Here is a 16,474-nt window from a genome sequence, read left to right as displayed (position 1 = left end):
ACAACCCCCGTGAGGTCCAAGCACGTGCGTGCCACCACCACACCTGCCACCACCCCCGCAATGTCCACCCGTCTGCGAGGCGCCGCCGCCGGCGCTGCCGCAGCCACCCTCGCCCTGACCCTGGTGCCCGGCAGCTCCGCCGCCGCCCAGGAGACGAGCCGCGACGCCGTGGCCGTCAGCCTCAAGGTGGCCGACCAGCCGCGTGTCGAGGTCGCGACCGTGCCGCGCGCGTGGCCCGGAGAGCTCCTCGAGGCCCAGGGCGTGCCCGTCGACGGCAACGACCTCGTCGACGTCGTCCGTGACGGCCGTGAGGTCGACGGTCCCCGCAAGCGCCTGCGCCAGGGCGACGTCGTCCGCCTGACCGACGTCGTCAAGGAGCGCAAGACCAAGCGTGAGCGCGTGCGGCCCCGCACCGTCGAGGTCGCGACGACCAAGCTGAAGCCCGGCCGCCGCAAGGTCGTGCGCGAGGGCCGCCCCGGCGTCCGCGAGGTCGTCGCTGTGAAGACCCTGCACAACGGCGAGCCCGTGAAGTACCGCGTGGTCAAGCGCAAGCTCGTCAAGGACCCCCGCCCGCGTCGCGTGCTCGTGGGTCGCAAGGCGAACGCCGTGACCGGCGCCGACGGCCTCAACTGGGCCGCGCTCGCCAACTGCGAGTCCGGCGGCAACCCGCGTGCGGTCAACCCGGCCGGCTACTACGGGCTCTACCAGTTCGACATCGGCACCTGGCGCAGCGTCGGCGGCTCGGGCGTCCCCACCGCCGCCTCGGCCGCTGAGCAGACCTACCGCGCCAAGCTGCTCTACCAGCAGCGCGGCCGCTCGCCGTGGCCCAACTGCGGGCGCCTGCTCTGACGAGCTGACCCCCTCACCGGGGAGGGCACGCCCTCACAGGCCGCGGGTGCGCACCATCCGCAGCACCTCCTCGGAGCGCTCGGTGAGCGCGCTGACCACGACCGGGGCAGCCTGGGCGGCCGCGACCTCGCGGGCGCGCGCCACCCAGGCCTCGTCGACGGCGTACACCGGGAAGAGCGTCGCGGTCAGTGCGAGGCCGGGGATCATCCCGCCCTCGTGCAGCGTCGGGAGCGCCTCGAGGTAGCGGTCGAGGTAGGGCGCGAGCACCTGCTCCTGGCCCGGTCGCCAGAACGCGGCGGCGACGACGCGCGCGGACTGCACCGGCACCGTGCGGTCGACCACCTTGGTCCACGCCTCCTCCTTGGCCTCCGGGAAGGGTGAGCTCGCCCGGACGGTCAGCGCCCGCACCCACGCGTCGGGGTCGGGGTCGCGGTCCTCCAGCGCCCGCACGGCGTCGGCGTCCACGGTGCCGAGCTGGGCGCGACGCTCGAGGACGTACCACTGGAGGTCGACGTCGTCCCCGACCTCATCGCGCAGCGCGTCGAGGTCGTCCACGCTCGCCGCCGTGCGTACCAGCGCGCGCAGCGCCGTCTGGCGCGACACCCCGGCACCGAGCAGGTGGCGCGCCGCGCCGGCGACCCGGGCCTCGAGGCCGGCCCGCTCGGACTCGGGCGCCCACTGCTGGGCGGCGCTGAGGGCGAGGTCCATGCACGGGTCGACGACGGTCTCGACCGTCTCGACCGAGAGCACGTCGGTGATCGCGCCCACGGCCTCGCCGGCGGTCGCCTCGCCGCTGGAGAGCATGTCCCACACCGTCGCGATCGCCACCGCGCGCGCGAGCGTCGTGGGCAGTCCGGACGGACGTCCCACCAGCACCTCGCGACCGGCGGCGTCGGGGCGCGTCGTGGCGAAGGTCGTGTCGTCGTGGTTCACGAGGTACAGGTCGGCCTCCGGCAGGCCCTCGACCGGCGTGCGCTCGGAGTCGACCTCGACGATGACGGACCCCACCTCCTCGAGTGCGTCGCCCGTGCGGCGGTAGGCACCCACGCCCACCACCTGCGGGTGCGGGGCGCCGTGCGCGCCGACCGCGGTCAGCACCAGGCCGTCGGCCGTCTGCTCGATCCCGAGCCGGTCGACGCCCGCGGTCTCGAGCCACGCCGTGCGCCAGGGCTGCAGGTCGCGCCCGCTCGCCCGCTCCAGCGAGGCGATGAGGTCGTCGAGGGTGGTGTTGCCCCAGGCGTGCTCGGCGAAGTAGTCGCTCATGCCCCTGCCGAACGTCTCCTCGCCCACGTAGTGCATGAGCTGCTTGAGCACCGCGGCGCCCTTGGGATAGGTGATCGAGTCGAAGATCGACTCGGCGTCGGCGACCGACGCCACGGGCTGGCGGATGGGGTGCGAGCTGGGGCCCTGGTCGGCGAGGTAGGCGGACAGCTTCTCGTGCACGAGGTTGTTCGCCGCGGTGTCGCCGTAGGCCGTCGCGCGCTCGGCCGCCCACATGCAGGCGAACTCGGCGAAGGCCTCGTTCAGCCAGAGGTCGTCCCACCAGCGCATCGTGACGATGTTGCCGAACCACATGTGGGCCATCTCGTGCAGCAGCACGTTGGCGAACCACTGCCACTCGCCGGTGGTCGGCTCGTGGCGGCGGAGGATGTCGTCGGTCCACGTGACGCAGCCGTAGTTCTCCATCGCCCCTCCGAACTCGGGCAGGAAGACCTGGTCGTAGCTGCGCTGCGGGAACGGCATGCCGAAGCGGTCGCCGAAGAACGCGAGTCCCTGTGCTGTGAGGGTGAACAGCTGCTCGGCGTCGCGCTCGAGCACGGACGCGAGGGTCTGGCGGGCGTAGAGCCCCAGGTCGTGGCCGCCGGCCTCCTTCCGCAGCTCGACGAAAGGTCCGGCCACGACGACCGGGTTGTACGTCGACAGCGGCGGCGTGGGCTCGAAGGTCCAGCGGCGGGCGCCACCGACGTCCTCGACCACCGGGTCGCCCGAGTTGCTGACCACGGTCCACGACTCCGGCGCGGTGACGGTGAACGCGTGCGGGGCCTTGAGGTCGGGCTGGTCGAAGCAGGCCCACGCGTAGCGCGCCTCGTCGGGCTCGAAGGTGGTCCAGAGGTAGACGTTGTCGTCGGCGGGGTCCACCGCCCGGTGCACGCCGCGACCGTCCTTGGTGTCCCTCTGCACCGTGGCCACCACCAGCTCGTTGTCCTGCCGGAGGCCGGCGAGGGCGATGCGCCCTTCCGCGGCCGCCGGCAGCGGCGCGCCGTTGAGGGTCGCCGACTCCACCTCGGCGCAGCAGTCGACGAACGTCGACGCGCCGTCGGTGGCCGTGAACCGCACCGTGCTGACGGCCCGGAACGCGGGACCCCCGGGCAGGTCGGTGAGGTCGATGGCGATGTCGTAGGAGGTGACCGACAGCAGCGCCGCGCGCTCGATCGCCTCCTCCTGTCGCAGGCTGCGGACGGGCACGGGCGTGGTCCTCACTGTCGGCGGACGACGCCCCGATCGAGCGCCGCTCGCAGCCTAGGACGCCTCCGTCGACGGAGCGAGCGGGTGACCGGAACCTACTGCCCGATGCGCGTCCGCACCTCGTAGAGCTCGGGGAAGAACGTCAGGTCGAGGGCCCGGCGCAGGAAGTCGACGCCCGACGACCCGCCGGTGCCGACCTTGTGGCCGATCGTGCGCTGCACGACCTGGAGGTGGCGGAAGCGCCACTGCTGGAAGGCGTCCTCGACGTCGACGAGCTCCTCGCAGGTCTCGTAGACGCCCCAGTGCTCGGCAGGGGCGGCGTAGACGGACGCGAAGAGGTCGACGAGGCCGGCGTCGGTGGTGTGCGGCAGCGTCGGGTCCCGGTCGAGCAGCCGCTGCGGGACGGCGTACCCCTGGCGCGCGAGGTAGGCCAGGAACTCGTCGTAGAGCGACGGCTCGTGGAGCAGCTGCTCGAGCGCGACGCGCGCCGACTCGTCGTGGGAGAAGACCTTCACCATGTCGGCGTTCTTGTTGCCGAGCAGGAACTCCACCTCGCGGTACTGCGCCGACTGGAATCCCGAGCTGGTGGCGAGGAACGGCCGGATCTCGGCGTACTCCGACGGCGTCAGCGTCGCCAGCACGGACCACTGGTCGGTGAGCGTGTGCTGGATGTGCTTGACCCGTGCCAGCCGCTTGAGGGCGGGGGAGAGGTCGTCGCTGCGCAGCAGCGCGCGGGCCGAGCGCAGCTCGTGGACCATCAGCTTGAGCCACAGCTCGCTCGTCTGGTGCTGGATGATGAAGAGCAGCTCGTCGTGCTGCTGCGGGTCGGACAACGGCTGCTGGGCCGACAGCAGCACGTCGAGGCGCAGGTAGTCGCCGTAGGACATCGACCGTGAGAAGTCGCGCTGGATGCCCTCCTCGAGGTCGCGCTGGTTCGGTGTGCCACCCGGTGCCTGTGCCATGGACTGCAAGGTAGTCGGTGCTCTCGTCTACCGTCGCACCCATGGCCCCCACGACCGGTCCTGATGCGGGCGAGCGGACCCGCACCTGGGTGCCCGACTGGCCCTGCGCGCCGGCGCAGGTGCTGCGCCCGCAGCGCCGTGGGGCGGGTGACCCGACGCAGCGCCACGAGGAGTCCGGCCGGATCTGGCGCGCCATGCGCACGCCGGAGGGGCCGGCCTCGCTGTGCGTGCAGCCGCGGCCGTCGGCGGGGGAGGTCCTCGGCCGGGCCTGGGGACCGGGAGCGGAGTGGGCGCTCGACCGGATGCCCGCGCTGCTGGGCGCCGACGACGACCCCTCGGCCTTCGAGCCGCACCACCACCCCGAGGTCGCGGCCGGCTGGCGCACGCACCGGCACTGGCGGATCGGCCGCACCGGGCTCGTGATGGAGTCGCTGGTGCCCTCGATCCTCGAGCAGAAGGTCACCGGCAAGCAGGCCTTCGGCTCGTTCCGCGAGCTCGTACGACGCCACGGCGAGCCCGCGCCCGGGCCCGTCGCGCCGCTGCGGCTGATGCTGCAGCCGACGCCCGACACGATCGCCGCGATCCCGTCGTGGGAGTGGCTGCGGCTCGGCGTCCAGCCGGCCCAGTCCCGCACGGTGGTCACCGCCTGCCGGCTGGCGGCCTCGCTCGAGCGGGTGACCGAGGTGCCCGTCGAGGAGGCCGACCGCCGGCTCCGCTCGGTGCGCGGGGTCGGTGTGTGGACCAGTGCCGAGGTGCGCCAGCGCGCGCTCGGGGACCCCGACGCGGTCAGCTTCGGTGACTACCACCTCGCCAACTGGGTCGGCTGGGCGCTCGTGGGCCACGACATCACCGACGAGGAGATGGGGGAGCTGCTCGAGCCCTACCGCCCCCAGCGTGGGCGGGCTGCCGCCATGGCGATGGCCGGCGGCCGGTCCCGGCCGCGGCGGGGCCCGCGGATGAGCGTCCCCACGCACCTGCCGACCCGCTGACGGACCCGCTGACGGACCCGCTGACGGACCCGCCGCGGCGGCGGTCCAGACCCCCAGAAATGGTGTCGCCGCCCGCCGCGGCGCCGGAGTAGCGTCGGTGGCGATCTGGAGGCTCGAGGGAGGCCGTCATGGGCGATCCTGTCCTGCTGCTGGCCACGACCGACGAGGCGTCGAGGGACGTGCTGGGGTCGGAGCTGCGGCGCCGGTACGGAGGCGACTACGAGGTGGTCGTCTGCGCGGACTACGACCATGCGCGCGCGGTGCTGGAGGGGTTGCGCCGGTGGGGACGGCAGGTCGCGCTGGTGATCGCCGGCTACGGCCCCGACGACCGCGGCGGCCTCGACTTCCTGCGCCGCGCCTACGGGATGCACCCGTCGGCCAAGCGGGCGGTCGCTGCCATCTGGGGCGACTTCGCCAGCACGCGCGACGTCTTCTCCGCCATCAGCCACGGGCACGCCGAGCTCGTGCTGCTGCGGCCCGAGCGCCCGCGCGACGAGGAGTTCCACGGCGCGATCACCGACGCCCTGGACGACTGGCACCTCGCGCAGGGCATCGGCTTCGAGGCCGTGCGGATGATCGGTGAGCAGCGCGACGAGCGCACCCACGCGCTGCGCGACCAGTTCGGCCGCAACCACATCCCCGTCGGCTTCCACCAGGTCGGCACCGAGTCCGCGAACCGCCTGCTGGCGGGGCTGGGCCTCACCGACCCCGAGCTCCCGGTCCTCCAGCTCGCGTTCACCAACCCGCCGACGACGCTCGTCGCGCCCACCGACCTCGAGATCGCCGACGCCTTCGGACTGATGGCACCGCTGGCGTCCGACCACGTGTACGACGTGGTGGTGGTCGGCGCCGGCCCCAGCGGGCTCGCCGCCGCGGTGTACGCCTCCTCCGAGGGGCTGTCGACCATGGTGGTCGAGCAGTCCGCTGTCGGTGGCCAGGCCGGCACGTCCTCGCTCATCCGCAACTACCCGGGTTTCTCCCGCGGCGTCAGCGGCGCCCACCTGGCCTACCGGTCGTTCCAGCAGGCTTGGTCCTTCGGCACGGAGTACTCCTTCCTGCGCGAGGTCCAGGCGCTCGGCACGGACGGCGACCTCCGCACGGTCTCGATGTCGGACGGCAGCGTGATCCGCAGCCGCAGCGTCGTCATCGCCACCGGCGTCGACTACCGCCGCCTCGAGGTGCCCGCGCTCGAGAGCCTCGTCGGACGAGGGGTGTTCTACGGCGCGGCCGTCGCCGAGGCGCCGTCGATGGCCGGGATGGAGGTCTACGTGGTCGGGGGCGGCAACTCGGCCGGGCAGGCCGCCCTGCACCTCGCCCGCTACGCCCGCCACGTGACCCTGCTCGTGCGCGGGGAGTCACTGGCGGCGAGCATGTCGGAGTACCTCATCGCCCAGCTCGACGCCACGCGCAACGTCGGCATCCGCTACGGCACGGCGGTGCTCGACGGGCGGGAGGAGGACGGGTGCCTGGCCGCCCTCACGCTGGGCGAGCAGCACAGCGGTCCGGGTGGCGGCGAGGAGGTCCCGGCCGGCGGCCTCTTCGTGCTGATCGGGTCGGTGCCCCGCACGCAGTGGCTGCCCGCCGAGATCGAGCGCGACGCCGCCGGGTTCGTCGTCACGGGAGGGGAGGGGCGCCTGCCCCTCGAGACGAGCCTGGCTGGGGTCTTCGCGGTCGGCGACGTGCGTGCCGGGTCGATCAAGCGGGTGGCGACGGCCGTCGGCGACGGTGCGACGGTCATCGCCACGCTGCACGGCTACCTCGCCGCGCACCCGCTGGCGGCCTCGACCGCATGAGCGGGCACCGCGCCGGGACCGGCGCGCCGGTGACGCGGGGGATGCGGGTGCTGCTCGTCGTCGCCGCGGTGCTCGTCTTCCTGGCCGGGTTCCAGCTGACGGTGTTCCCGACCCGGACGGCGGAGTGGTTCTCGTGGACCATCGACGTGCCGATGACGGCGGTCTTCCTCGGCGCGGCGTACTGGTCGAGCGCCGTCCTGGAGGTCGCGGGCGCGCGGTCCCGCACCTGGGGACGCGCCCGCCTGACGGTGTGGACCGTGCTGGTCTTCACCGTCCTCACCCTGGTCGTCACGCTCGTCCACCTCGACAAGTTCCACCTCGGCGCCGAGCACCCGGCGAGCGCCCGCGCGATCACGTGGGGCTGGCTGGCCATCTATGCCGGGGTGCCGGTCGCGATGGTCGTCGGCCTGGTCCTGCAGGCGCGCGCCGGCGGCACCGGGGACGCGGAGGTCGTACGGCTCCCGGCGGGTCTGCGGTGGTTGCTCGTCGGCCTCGCCGTCCTGCTGCTGTCCGCGGGCGCCGCGCTGCTGCTGGCCCCGGAGCGGGCCGCCGACGCCTGGGCGTGGCCGCTGACGCCGCTCACGGCGCGCGCGATCGGCGCGTGGCTGGTCGGGCTCGGCTGGGCCGCAGCGCACGCGCGCCTCGTCGACGACCGGGAGTCGGTGCGACCCGTCGGGCTCACCGGGGTCGCCTTCGTCGTGCTCGAGTCGCTGGCCCTGCTCCGGCACGGCGACGCGCTCGACTGGTCGGGCTGGCAGGCGGCGGCGTACGTCGCCGGGCTGGCGTGGATCGCCGTCGTGTCCGGCTGGATCCTCGCGCTCAGGACCCCGCGGTCACCGGTCGCGTAGCGCGTCGACCGCCCGCCCCAGCCGCTGCTCGAGGTCGGCCCGGTCGACGCCCTCACCGGTGCTGAGGAGGGCGCGGTCGCGGTCCTCCATGACGGCAGCGGTCACGCCCTCGACGCCGGCGAGGGCATCCTCGAGGTCGGCGTAGGCAGCGGAGCCGAGCAGGGTGTCGATGTCCTCGGGAAAGGACACCTGCCACCGCCCCCGGTCGACCGCCGTGACCTCGACGACCTCCGCCGCCTGCTCCGGACGTGGCTGCTCCCTGGGCGGCAGCTGGGCCAGGCTGTGCTCCACGACGCTGCGCAACCGGCCCGGGTCCTTGCCCGACTGCACCTGGCGCAGCGCGCCGATCACCTGGCGCCACGGGGGAGCGATCCCGTGGACGTCCACCACCGGCTTGAGGTGGTACGCACTCTTCGGGTCGTCGTCCAGGACCCAGGGGAGCGGTCGGCCGAGGCGCGTGGCGTAGACCTCGGCGACGAACGCCGTGAGGCCCTCGGCGAGGGCGGCGCCGTAGGCCGACCACCCCGCCGACGCCAGCGTCGCGTCGTACCACTCGGGGACGGGCTCGACCGACCGCTCCTCGCCGATGCGGTCGACGACCGAGACGACGAGGCCGTCGAGCGCCGCGGGGTCCGGCTCCCCGGCGCCGACCTCCGCCGCGAACCACGAGAGGCGAGCGCGGAGCAGGTCCGGCCAGCGGCCGCAGAAGTCCTGGGCCCGCTCCCGCGGCGCCGGGTCCCCGATCAGCATGGGCTCAGAGCAGGGGGCGCAGGGGAGCGAGGAAGCTCTCGGTGAACTTCCGGTTGAGGTCGCGCGCCTCCCACTCCGACAGCGTGAGCTCGAGGCAGTTCGACTCGTCGTTGGCGAAGACCTCCTCCATCACCGCCGCGAAGGCCGGGTCGATGACCTCGAGGTTGATCTCGTAGTTGCCCTGCAGGCTGAGGCGGTCGATGTTGGCGGTGCCGACGGTCGACCAGCTGCCGTCGATGGTGGCGGTCTTGGCGTGCACCATCGCGTCCTTGAAGCGCAGGATCCGCGCGCCGGAGGTGAGCAGCTGGCCGTAGTAGCCGCGCGAGATCCAGTCGGCCACGATGTGGTTGGACTTCAGCGGCAGCAGCACGCGTACGTCGACACCGCGGCGCGCGGCCTCGGCGAGCGCGTCGACGAAGTCCTGGTCGGGCAGGAAGTAGGCGGTGGTGAGCCAGATGTTGCGCGTGGCGCGGTTGATCGCCTCGAGGTACATGCTGCGGATGGGGAAGTTCCACTGCCGCGGGATGTTCTTGTGGACCCGGATGTGGGGGTCCCAGTCGGACGCCGTCTCGATCAGCAGTGGCCGGTCGTTGCGTCGCAGCCGGTGGTGGCGGTTGAGGTTCCAGAAGTCGGCGAAGGCGCGCTTCATGTCCCACACGCCGGGCCCGGTGATGCGGACGTGGGTGTCGCGCCACTCGGTCGCGTAGGCCGAGCCGATGTTGTAGCCGCCGAGGAACGCCACCTCCTCGTCCACGACGAGCATCTTGCGGTGGTTGCGCCCGTAGCGGCGCAGGTCCCAGACGCGGAGTCCGGCCGTCCAGACGGGGTAGCGCAGCACCTTGAGCGACGGCGGGAACCGCTTGAACGCCGGCGAGACGACCATGTTGGCGAAGCCGTCGTAGATGCAGTGCACGTCGACCCCGCGGTCGGCGGCGGCCGCGAGGGCGGTCTTGAACTTCCACCCGATCTCGTCGCCCTTCCAGATGTAGGTCTCGAAGAGGATCTGCTTCTTGGCGCCGTCGATGGCGGCGAGCATGTCGTCGTAGAGGTCGCGACCGAAGGTGTACGTGGTGATCTCGCCGTCGCCGACGGGCACCGTGCCGGGCCCGGTGACCGGGAACGGCTTGGGCCGCTTGCCGCGCCGGCGGTAGGAGTCGACGAGGGAGAGGGCCACGGCGACGGTGAGCTGCAGGCCGACGAGTGCCATCAGGGTGCGCCGGACGGCGGTCAGCGTGCGGGCGACGGTCACGGGGTCAATCTAGCGATGGACCCCAGTCGGCCCGGCCGCGGCGCGGCTGGCAGCATGCGGGGATGCGTCGCCTCGTCTACCTCGTCGCCGTCACCCTCGACGGGTTCATCGCCGGCCCGGACGGCGGTGACCCGAGCGGCTCGGACTTCATGCCCGTCACGCCGGACCTCGTCGAGCACCTCGTCGCCACCTGGCCGGAGACGCTGCCCGGACCCGCCCGCGACGCGATGGGCATCACCGGTCCGGGCACCCACTTCGACACCGTGGTGGAGGGGAGGGCGTCGTACGACATCGGGCTGGCGGCCGGGCTCACCGATGCCTACCCGCACCTGCGGCACCTCGTCGTCTCCCGCTCCCTCGCCGGGCGCAAGGACCTGCCGGTCGAGGTCGTCGCGGACGACCCCGTGCAGCGGATCCGAGAGCTGAAGGCCGAGGACGGCCTGGACATCTGGCTCGTCGGTGGCGGCACCCTCGCCCACGCCCTGCTCCCCGAGATCGACCGGCTCGTCCTCAAGGTCAACCCCTCGGTCATCGGCGATGGTCGCCGGCTCCTCGCGGGGCCCTTCGCCCCCGTGCGCTTCGAGCCCGTCGACGAGGTGGAGCTGCCGGGCGGCGTCCGGGTCGTCACGCTCGACCGGGTGCGCTGAGTCTCAGGCGAGGTCGAGCGCGGCGTAGCGCGCGACGTCGCACGGCTCGTCGGACAGCACCCGGAACACCGCGGCGCGGAGCATCGCCTGGCGCGCCGCACCGGACCGCCAGTCGTCGAGCGCCACCGGCGGCGCTCCGAGCCACAGCACCGCGTCGAGCACGCAGACCGCCTCGGCCCACAACGGCGAGCGCCACGCGGGGGAGACGTCGATGACGAACGGGACGCCGGCGGCGTCCAGGAGGACGTTGCCGGCCAGGTCGGCGTGGACCAGGTGCTCGCGGCCCAGGTCGGTGTCGTCCAGCCCTGCCGCCAGCCCCTCCACGAGCCCGGCCAGGCCCGGCTCGGGACGGCCCGCGGCCGCAGCGACAGCCGCCGCGGCGTCGTACGCCCGGCGCTCGGCCACCGCCCAGCGGTCGGTGCGCGCCTCCAGCCCGGCGGGCCGCTCGGGCACGGCCCCGGCGAGATGGGCATGGAGGAGGTGGGCGGTCCCCCGCAGGGTCGCGAGGTCCCGGCACGGTGTCGCGCCCGGCTCGTAGCGGGTGGCCGACCACCCGTCGACGACGAGGGAGCCGTCGCGTGCCGGCACCGGCAGCGCCAGCCGGATCGAGCGGGGCGACTGCTCGTCGAGGCGTACTGCGAGGCGCGCCTGGATCGGCGCGAGCCAGGCCTCCGAGGCGTCGTGGCCCGGCGACAGCGCCAAGTCGCCCGCCCGCCACGTCGTGCCCCGACCGCCCGGGAGCGGCTCGAGGACGCCCTCGGCCACGAACAGGTCGAGCACGCGGTCCGGCGGCTGGGAGGGGTGCGGCACGGGGCGAGCGTAGGACGACGGGTCGTGGTGAGGTCAGGTGCGCCGTTCGGCGATCCGCCGGCGCATCCGGTCGAGCTCCTCGTCCGGGAACAGCTCGCCTGGCCAGACGAGGGCGACGGGCGACCCGAGCTGGTGGAGGTGGACCCACCCGTCGACCCGGTCGACGTGCGTGAGCCCGTCGTACGACAGCTCGTGGCGCGAGAGGGGGCCGGCGAGCTCGACGGTGCCCGGTCCGAACCGCGAGGTCAGCTCGGTGCCCGGGCCCAGGCGGGTGGCGAGCCGGCGGCGCGTGAGGTGGCGGCCGAGGAGGGTGCCGATCCCGAAGGCGCACGCGTCGAGCGCCGCTGCGTAGGCGAGGGCCCACAGGATCCTCGCGACGGGCCCGAGGTCGGCGTCGAGCGACGTCCACATGAAGAGCCCGGTGAGGAGCCAGAGCCCGACGAGCACCGCGCGCGGGCGACGCCGGCGCAGGGTGCCCCGGGAGAAGCTGCGGGCAGCGGCGCGCGCCGAGTCCGGGCCGGCGACCCACCGGTAGGTCAACGTGTCGTCCACGGCGTCATTCAACAGCGTCGGCGCGGGCCCGGGCCACGAACCGCGCACGACGCGTTGTCGGTGGTCCCGCGTACGCTCGACGCATGCGTCCAGTGACCGATCTCCAGCGCCGGGTCGCCCCCTTCAAGGTGGTGTCCGACTACGAGCCCTCAGGTGACCAGCCGGCGGCGATCAAGGAGATCGTCGGCCGGATCCAGGGCGGCGAGAAGGACGTCGTGCTGCTCGGCGCGACCGGCACCGGCAAGACCGCCACGGTGGCGTGGGTGGCCGAACAGCTGCAGCGTCCCGTCCTGGTGCTCCAGCCCAACAAGACCCTCGCCGCGCAGTTCGCCAACGAGCTGCGCCAGCTCTTCCCCGACAACGCCGTCGAGTACTTCGTCTCCTACTACGACTACTACCAGCCCGAGGCCTACGTCCCGCAGACCGACACCTACATCGAGAAGGACTCCTCGATCAACGAGGAGGTCGAGCGGCTGCGCCACAGCGCGACCAACAGCCTGCTCACGCGCCGCGACACGATCGTGGTCTCGACCGTCTCGTGCATCTACGGCCTCGGCACCCCCCAGGAGTACGTCGACCGGATGCTGCGGCTCAAGGTCGGCGAGGAGCACGACCGCGACTCGGTGCTCCGCCGCCTCGTGGAGATCCAGTACACCCGCAACGACATGTCGTTCACCCGCGGCACGTTCCGGGTGCGCGGCGACACCCTCGAGATCTTCCCGGTCTACGAGGAGCTCGCGATCCGCGTCGAGTTCTTCGGCGACGAGGTCGAGCGGCTGATGACGCTCCACCCGATCACCGGTGAGGTCGTCTCCGACGACACCGAGCTCCACGTCTTCCCCGCCACCCACTACGTCGCCGGACCCGAGCGGATGGAGCGGGCGATCAAGGGCATCGAGCTCGAGCTCGACGACCAGCTCGCGGCGTTCGAGAAGCAGGGCAAGCTGCTCGAGGCGCAGCGGCTGCGGATGCGCACCACCTACGACGTCGAGATGATGCGCCAGGTCGGCTCGTGCTCCGGCATCGAGAACTACTCGATGCACATGGACGGCCGCACCCGCGGCAGTGCCCCCAACACCCTCCTCGACTACTTCCCGGAGGACTTCGTCCTCGTCATCGACGAGTCCCACGTCGCCGTGCCGCAGATCGGCGGCATGTACGAGGGCGACATGTCCCGCAAGCGCAACCTCGTCGACCACGGCTTCCGGCTGCCGAGCGCGATGGACAACCGCCCGCTGCGCTGGGAGGAGTTCGTCGACCGGATCGGCCAGACGGTCTACCTGTCGGCCACGCCGGGCAACTACGAGCTCGACCGGGTCGGCGGCGTGGACAACACGGTCCAGCAGATCATCCGCCCCACCGGCCTCGTCGACCCCGAGGTCGTGGTCAAGCCGACCAAGGGCCAGATCGACGACCTGATCCACGAGATCCGGGAGCGCTCCGACAAGGGAGAGCGGGTCCTGGTCACCACGCTCACCAAGAAGATGTCCGAGGACCTCACCGACTACCTCCTCGACGCCGGCATCCGCACCCGCTACCTCCACTCCGAGGTCGACACGCTCAAGCGCATCGAGCTGCTGCGCGACCTGCGGCTGGGCGAGTACGACGTCCTCGTCGGCATCAACCTGCTGCGGGAGGGACTCGACCTGCCCGAGGTGTCGCTGGTGGCGATCCTCGACGCCGACAAGGAGGGCTTCCTGCGCTCCGACAAGTCGCTCATCCAGACCATCGGTCGCGCGGCCCGCAACGTGTCCGGCCAGGTCCACATGTACGCCGACAAGATCACGCCGTCGATGGAGGCCGCGATCGACGAGACCAACCGTCGTCGCGCCATCCAGGTCGCCTACAACACCGAGAGGGGCATCGACCCGCAGCCGCTGCGCAAGAAGATCGCCGACATCACCGAGATGCTGGCCCGCGAGGACGAGACCACCCAGGAGCTGTTGAAGACCTGGGCCGACGTCGGGCAGAAGGGTCGAGCCGGTGGCGTGAAGGCCGGCAAGTCCCCGACCCCGGCCCTGTCCAAGCTGCACCAGGAGGCGCCCGACACCGCCGGCATCCCGAGCAGCGACCTCGCCGAGCTCATCCAGGAGCTCACCGACCAGATGAAGAACGCCGCCGCCGAGCTGCAGTTCGAGGTCGCTGCCCGCCTCCGCGACGAGGTGAACGAGCTCAAGAAGGAGCTGCGCCAGATGATGGAGGCGACGAAGTGAGGAGAGGTGCGCGCGAGCCGAGGAACGAGGTTCGTGGCGCACCCGAGGAGCGAGGAGCTGCGAGCGAGCGAAGCGAGCGCGCCGGCGACGAAGTAGGCGGCCTGACCTAGTCGCCGGCGTCCTTGCGACGCCTCTCGATCTCCTTCCGCTCCCGCTTGAGCAGGTGCCGCTCGTGGCCCTCGACGATGTCCTGCTCCTGCATCTGGATGCGCAGCAGGTTGACGGCGGCCGCGAGGATGGGGAACAGCGGCCAGGGGAACCCGCCCCACATCGTCACGGCCCAGATGGTGCACGTGATGACCGAGATCCCGACCAGCCCGGTCAGGGCCTCGCGGCGGTCCTTGGCCCACAGGCGCACCGCCTGCTCGTGGAGGTCCGGCCGGGCCACGATGCCGGCGCCGCGGCGCTGGAGGGCGGCGTCGCTCGCGTCCGGGACCAGGTCCTCGAGCTGCGGGACGAGGTCGGCGAGCACCTTGGCAGTGGTGGCCGCGGTGGAGCGGGCGTCGTACTCGTCGTGGTCGAGCCGACCGTCGGCGTACGCCTGTCCCAGCACCTCGAGCGCCAGCTCACGGTCCCGGTCGGACGCGCGGAGGCGCGCTGCCTGCGGGGATCGCGGGTCGTGCTCGAAGCGCTCCCAGGTGCCGGCGGACATGGCGCCAGCATAGGTGGGCCCCACCCGTCCGGAGGTGGGTGCTGGCCGGGTCGGGGCGCCGCTCGCTAGGTTCGCGGCATGAGCACTCCCATCGACCTCGGCCGCCCCGTCTCCGGTGACGTCATCGACCTGATCCTCGAGGACCACCGCCGCTTCGAGGCCCTCATGCGACAGCTCCGCGACAGCTCGTCGGACCGCGACGCCGTGCGCAAGGCGCTCGCCGCCCTGCACGTCGCGCACGCCGAGGCGGAGGAGAAGCACGTCTACCCGAAGCTGCGGAACAAGGACGCGATCACCGAGCACGAGGCCGAGCACGGCGAGGAGGAGCACGCCGAGGGCCACGAGGCGGTGCTGAAGGTGCTCGAGCTCAAGGGCACGGACACGCAGGCCTTCGACGACGCCGTCGAGGAGCTCGCCACCGCGCTCAACCACCACCTCACCGAGGAGGAGCTGACCATCCTCAACCCGGCGCGCGAGGAGGTCGGCGAGCAGGTCCGCGCCGACCTGGGGGTGGCCTTCGCGACCGAGCGCAACGCGCAGCTCGACGCCGACTGCGGCCGGATCGACAACGTCCGGCGCATCGTGCAGGAGGCGGAGAAGGAAGGCCTCCTGGACGACGACGAGGACGAGGACGACGACTGACCGAGCCCGACGGCCGGGGGTGACCGCATGGACGTTACGCAGGCCGAGGCCGTGTGCGCCGGTCTCCCCGGCGCCTGGCCGGACAACCCCTGGGGCCACGAGCACCCCGTCTACAAGGTCGGGCCGGGGGAGCGCGGCAAGATCTTCGCGTTCCTCGGCGCGACGACCGTGGGGGTCAAGGCCGGTGCGACGCGCGAGGTGGCGGACGAGTGGCTCGACCGCTACCCCGACGACGCGAGCGTGATGGCGTACATCGGCCGCTCCGGCTGGAACGACCTCGCGTTGGCGGGCTCGATCCCGGACGAGGAGCTCCTCGAGGCGGTCGAGGAGTCGTACCGGCTCGTGGTCTCCCGGCTGCCGAAGCGCGACCGACCGGACGGCTGGGAGGCCGTCAGCGGCGGTGCCGCATCATCGTGAGGCCGACCATGCGCGCCACGACCATCGCGATGTAGAACACCCCGACCATCATCTCGACCATGACGACCGAGCGTGCCTGCGGGCCGACGGCGACGATGTCGGACAGCCCGACGCTGGTGAGCGTCGAGAACGACAGGTAGAGCAGCTCGAACCACTCGCGGCCGTAGCCCTCGGCGTTGATGAACGAGTCCGGCCACACGATCTGCACGACCGTGAACACGTAGGCGAAGCCCCACGCCACCACGGTGAACGCGGCGCCGGTCGCGAAGTACTCGTCGGTGGTGACGACGTCGTCGTGCAGCAGGTAGCGCAGCATCGCGTAGGAGACGTAGAAGTAGAACGGCGCGTGCAGCAGGCCGGACACCAGCACGATCGCGTCGGTGTCCTTGAAGACCGCCTCGAGCAGCGTGAAGACGATCGTCGGGGCGCCGAGGAAGAACACGACGCGGCTCACGTGGGGCGTACGCCGGACCGCGAGCACGGCCGAGCCGACGGCGAGCATGCCGATGACACCGAGGAACGCGCCGCCGACCTTCGACCCGCCCAGGAACGGCCAGGCCAGGACCTGCAGCAGCTGGGCGCCGAGCAGCATCGCGGACGGGTGCGCGGTCACCTGGTCGAGTCGTCTGCCCACG

The 16,474-nt window shown here is 72.5% G+C and carries 16 protein-coding genes; 8 read left to right on the top strand and 8 right to left on the bottom strand.

Features of this window, described 5'->3' with window-relative positions; genetic code table 11:
* Positions 1-60 precede the first annotated feature (60 nt).
* Positions 61-849, top strand: a complete 789-nt coding sequence (locus NYO98_RS13640; RefSeq protein ID WP_268112287.1) for a resuscitation-promoting factor — start codon at positions 61-63, stop codon at positions 847-849.
* Positions 850-882: 33 nt separating this feature from the next.
* On the opposite strand, the gene pepN is transcribed toward NYO98_RS13640, so the two are convergent.
* Both pepN and NYO98_RS13630 read right to left on the bottom strand, forming a co-directional pair.
* Positions 883-3,315, bottom strand: a complete 2,433-nt coding sequence (gene pepN / locus NYO98_RS13635) for an aminopeptidase N (RefSeq protein ID WP_268112286.1) — start codon at positions 3,313-3,315, stop codon at positions 883-885.
* A 95-nt stretch (positions 3,316-3,410) separates the two neighbouring features.
* Positions 3,411-4,277 carry a tryptophan 2,3-dioxygenase gene (locus NYO98_RS13630; RefSeq protein WP_268112285.1) on the bottom strand — a complete coding sequence of 289 codons (867 nt, stop codon included), beginning with the start codon at positions 4,275-4,277 and terminating at the stop codon, positions 3,411-3,413.
* A 41-nt stretch (positions 4,278-4,318) separates the two neighbouring features.
* Between NYO98_RS13630 and NYO98_RS13625 the strand changes: the two genes are divergently transcribed.
* The 3 genes from NYO98_RS13625 (at position 4,319) to NYO98_RS13615 (ending at position 7,907) form a co-directional block, all read left to right on the top strand.
* Entirely contained in the window at positions 4,319-5,266 is a 948-nt protein-coding gene (locus NYO98_RS13625; protein WP_268112284.1) for a DNA-3-methyladenine glycosylase family protein, read from the top strand.
* Between the two features lie 128 nt (positions 5,267-5,394).
* A complete protein-coding gene (locus NYO98_RS13620) occupies positions 5,395-7,059 on the top strand; it encodes an FAD-dependent oxidoreductase (RefSeq protein WP_268112283.1) in 1,665 nt (554 codons plus the stop codon).
* Positions 7,056-7,907, top strand: a complete 852-nt coding sequence (locus NYO98_RS13615) for a hypothetical protein (RefSeq protein ID WP_268112282.1) — start codon at positions 7,056-7,058, stop codon at positions 7,905-7,907. The genes NYO98_RS13620 and NYO98_RS13615 overlap by 4 nt, the downstream gene beginning before the upstream one ends.
* Here the strand turns inward: NYO98_RS13615 and NYO98_RS13610 are convergent.
* Positions 7,893-8,657, bottom strand: coding sequence for a hypothetical protein (locus NYO98_RS13610; RefSeq protein ID WP_268112281.1), 765 nt, complete (start codon positions 8,655-8,657; stop codon positions 7,893-7,895). The genes NYO98_RS13615 and NYO98_RS13610 overlap by 15 nt on opposite strands.
* 4 nt (positions 8,658-8,661) lie before the next feature.
* Positions 8,662-9,906 carry a phospholipase D-like domain-containing protein gene (locus tag NYO98_RS13605; protein ID WP_268112280.1) on the bottom strand — a complete coding sequence of 415 codons (1,245 nt, stop codon included), beginning with the start codon at positions 9,904-9,906 and terminating at the stop codon, positions 8,662-8,664.
* Between the two features lie 62 nt (positions 9,907-9,968).
* On the opposite strand from NYO98_RS13605, the gene NYO98_RS13600 reads away from it, so the two are divergent.
* On the top strand, positions 9,969-10,553 hold the full coding sequence (locus NYO98_RS13600) for a dihydrofolate reductase family protein (protein WP_268112279.1): 585 nt from the start codon (positions 9,969-9,971) through the stop codon (positions 10,551-10,553).
* Positions 10,554-10,556: 3 nt separating this feature from the next.
* On the opposite strand, the gene NYO98_RS13595 is transcribed toward NYO98_RS13600, so the two are convergent.
* Positions 10,557-11,363, bottom strand: coding sequence for an aminoglycoside phosphotransferase/kinase family protein (locus NYO98_RS13595; RefSeq protein ID WP_268112278.1), 807 nt, complete (start codon positions 11,361-11,363; stop codon positions 10,557-10,559).
* Between the two features lie 33 nt (positions 11,364-11,396).
* A complete protein-coding gene (locus tag NYO98_RS13590; protein WP_268112277.1) occupies positions 11,397-11,915 on the bottom strand; it encodes a hypothetical protein in 519 nt (172 codons plus the stop codon).
* An 83-nt stretch (positions 11,916-11,998) separates the two neighbouring features.
* Here NYO98_RS13590 and uvrB point away from each other — a divergent pair, with 83 nt between their 5' ends.
* Positions 11,999-14,128 carry an excinuclease ABC subunit UvrB gene (uvrB, locus tag NYO98_RS13585; RefSeq protein WP_268112276.1) on the top strand — a complete coding sequence of 710 codons (2,130 nt, stop codon included), beginning with the start codon at positions 11,999-12,001 and terminating at the stop codon, positions 14,126-14,128.
* Between the two features lie 106 nt (positions 14,129-14,234).
* On the opposite strand, the gene NYO98_RS13580 is transcribed toward uvrB, so the two are convergent.
* Positions 14,235-14,780 (bottom strand): DUF1707 SHOCT-like domain-containing protein, encoded by a 546-nt coding sequence (locus NYO98_RS13580; protein ID WP_268112275.1) that lies wholly within the window; start codon positions 14,778-14,780, stop codon positions 14,235-14,237.
* Positions 14,781-14,858: 78 nt separating this feature from the next.
* Here NYO98_RS13580 and NYO98_RS13575 point away from each other — a divergent pair, with 78 nt between their 5' ends.
* Complete coding sequence (locus NYO98_RS13575) at positions 14,859-15,422, top strand: hemerythrin domain-containing protein (protein WP_268112274.1); 564 nt, start codon at positions 14,859-14,861, stop codon at positions 15,420-15,422.
* 27 nt (positions 15,423-15,449) lie between these two features.
* Positions 15,450-15,839 carry an MmcQ/YjbR family DNA-binding protein gene (locus NYO98_RS13570; RefSeq protein ID WP_268112273.1) on the top strand — a complete coding sequence of 130 codons (390 nt, stop codon included), beginning with the start codon at positions 15,450-15,452 and terminating at the stop codon, positions 15,837-15,839.
* Here the strand turns inward: NYO98_RS13570 and NYO98_RS13565 are convergent.
* Positions 15,814-16,473, bottom strand: a complete 660-nt coding sequence (locus NYO98_RS13565; protein WP_268112272.1) for an ion channel — start codon at positions 16,471-16,473, stop codon at positions 15,814-15,816. The genes NYO98_RS13570 and NYO98_RS13565 overlap by 26 nt on opposite strands.
* Position 16,474 lies beyond the last annotated feature (1 nt).

Source organism: Nocardioides pini (genome assembly GCF_026712185.1).
GTDB lineage: Bacteria > Actinomycetota > Actinomycetes > Propionibacteriales > Nocardioidaceae > Nocardioides > Nocardioides pini.
Note: the sequence above shows the minus strand (reverse complement) of the source record. Positions and strands in the feature narration are given on the sequence as shown.

What these genes read in the sequence shown, in the direction of transcription:
- NYO98_RS13600 (WP_268112279.1), top strand. Translation starts at nt 9,969, where the DNA reads ATGCGTCGCCTCGTCTACCTCGTCGCCGTCACCCTCGACGGGTTCATC.
- NYO98_RS13630 (WP_268112285.1), bottom strand. Translation starts at nt 4,277, where the DNA reads ATGGCACAGGCACCGGGTGGCACACCGAACCAGCGCGACCTCGAGGAG.
- NYO98_RS13615 (WP_268112282.1), top strand. Translation starts at nt 7,056, where the DNA reads ATGAGCGGGCACCGCGCCGGGACCGGCGCGCCGGTGACGCGGGGGATG.
- NYO98_RS13625 (WP_268112284.1), top strand. Translation starts at nt 4,319, where the DNA reads ATGGCCCCCACGACCGGTCCTGATGCGGGCGAGCGGACCCGCACCTGG.
- NYO98_RS13610 (WP_268112281.1), bottom strand. Translation starts at nt 8,657, where the DNA reads ATGCTGATCGGGGACCCGGCGCCGCGGGAGCGGGCCCAGGACTTCTGC.
- NYO98_RS13620 (WP_268112283.1), top strand. Translation starts at nt 5,395, where the DNA reads ATGGGCGATCCTGTCCTGCTGCTGGCCACGACCGACGAGGCGTCGAGG.
- NYO98_RS13580 (WP_268112275.1), bottom strand. Translation starts at nt 14,780, where the DNA reads ATGTCCGCCGGCACCTGGGAGCGCTTCGAGCACGACCCGCGATCCCCG.
- NYO98_RS13640 (WP_268112287.1), top strand. Translation starts at nt 61, where the DNA reads ATGTCCACCCGTCTGCGAGGCGCCGCCGCCGGCGCTGCCGCAGCCACC.
- uvrB (WP_268112276.1), top strand. Translation starts at nt 11,999, where the DNA reads ATGCGTCCAGTGACCGATCTCCAGCGCCGGGTCGCCCCCTTCAAGGTG.
- NYO98_RS13570 (WP_268112273.1), top strand. Translation starts at nt 15,450, where the DNA reads ATGGACGTTACGCAGGCCGAGGCCGTGTGCGCCGGTCTCCCCGGCGCC.
- NYO98_RS13575 (WP_268112274.1), top strand. Translation starts at nt 14,859, where the DNA reads ATGAGCACTCCCATCGACCTCGGCCGCCCCGTCTCCGGTGACGTCATC.